Origin of the sequence: Staphylococcus sp. GDY8P57P (assembly GCF_017892585.1) — a bacterium.
In the GTDB taxonomy this organism is placed as follows: domain Bacteria; phylum Bacillota; class Bacilli; order Staphylococcales; family Staphylococcaceae; genus Staphylococcus; species Staphylococcus borealis.
Genome location: NZ_JAESLK010000126.1, coordinates 1 through 722, shown reverse-complemented (window position 1 = coordinate 722; position 722 = coordinate 1). Strand labels below are relative to the sequence as shown.

General features: G+C 29.6%; 2 protein-coding genes. Both read left to right on the top strand.

What is annotated here, in order from left to right; translation table 11 throughout:
• Window positions 1-93, top strand: a 93-nt coding sequence (locus KA878_RS14470; RefSeq protein ID WP_245336773.1) for a hypothetical protein, incomplete at its 5' end; no start/stop codon positions are given.
• A gap of 185 nt (window positions 94-278) precedes the next feature.
• Window positions 279-722, top strand: a 444-nt coding sequence (locus tag KA878_RS13910; RefSeq protein ID WP_398577055.1) for an MFS transporter, incomplete at its 3' end; no start/stop codon positions are given.

Here is a 722-nt window from a genome sequence, read left to right as displayed (position 1 = left end):
GCTGAAGATTTAGATATTACTTACGCTATGAGTAATAGTTTAGGATTTGGTGGCCATAATGCCGTCCTTGTTTTGAAAAAATTTAACGACTAAATCATATGTAATGATAAAAGGCTGAGACAATTCATTTGTCCAGCCTTATTTATTTTGGCTGAAATTATTTAACAGATACGGAGTGANNTAGTAAAATACATAATTAAATTTGATATATTGTATATTTATAGTGTGCATCTAGTGTATAATGTGCTTTATATTTACTTCAAAAGGAGGCAGTCAAGATGAAACGCTTTTCAACTTTGTCAACAACTTTGAAAACACGAATGATTGCAGATTTTATCTTGATTATAGCAAGTCAAGCCATCATGCCTTTTATAGCACTTTATTTAACGAGCAAGGTGAACGCAGTTTTTGCAGGGACATTTTTAATTATAAATATTATAGTGAGTTTTATAGTGTCTTTTTTTGGTGGATATTTAGGTGATAATTATAATAGGAAGAAAACGGTGAATTATATTCACTTTTTATATGCAATTTGCCTAATTATTCTAAGTATTACGGTTACTATGGACGGTACTGGTTTAGTTATATTTTGTATTGCTATTTTTGTTTTTCAATTATTATTTGCTGCAAGTGAACCTATATTTGAAGCGGCTATTATGGATGCTATATATGAAGATGTTAGGGCATATGTATATCAACTCAATTATTGGATGTTTAATATC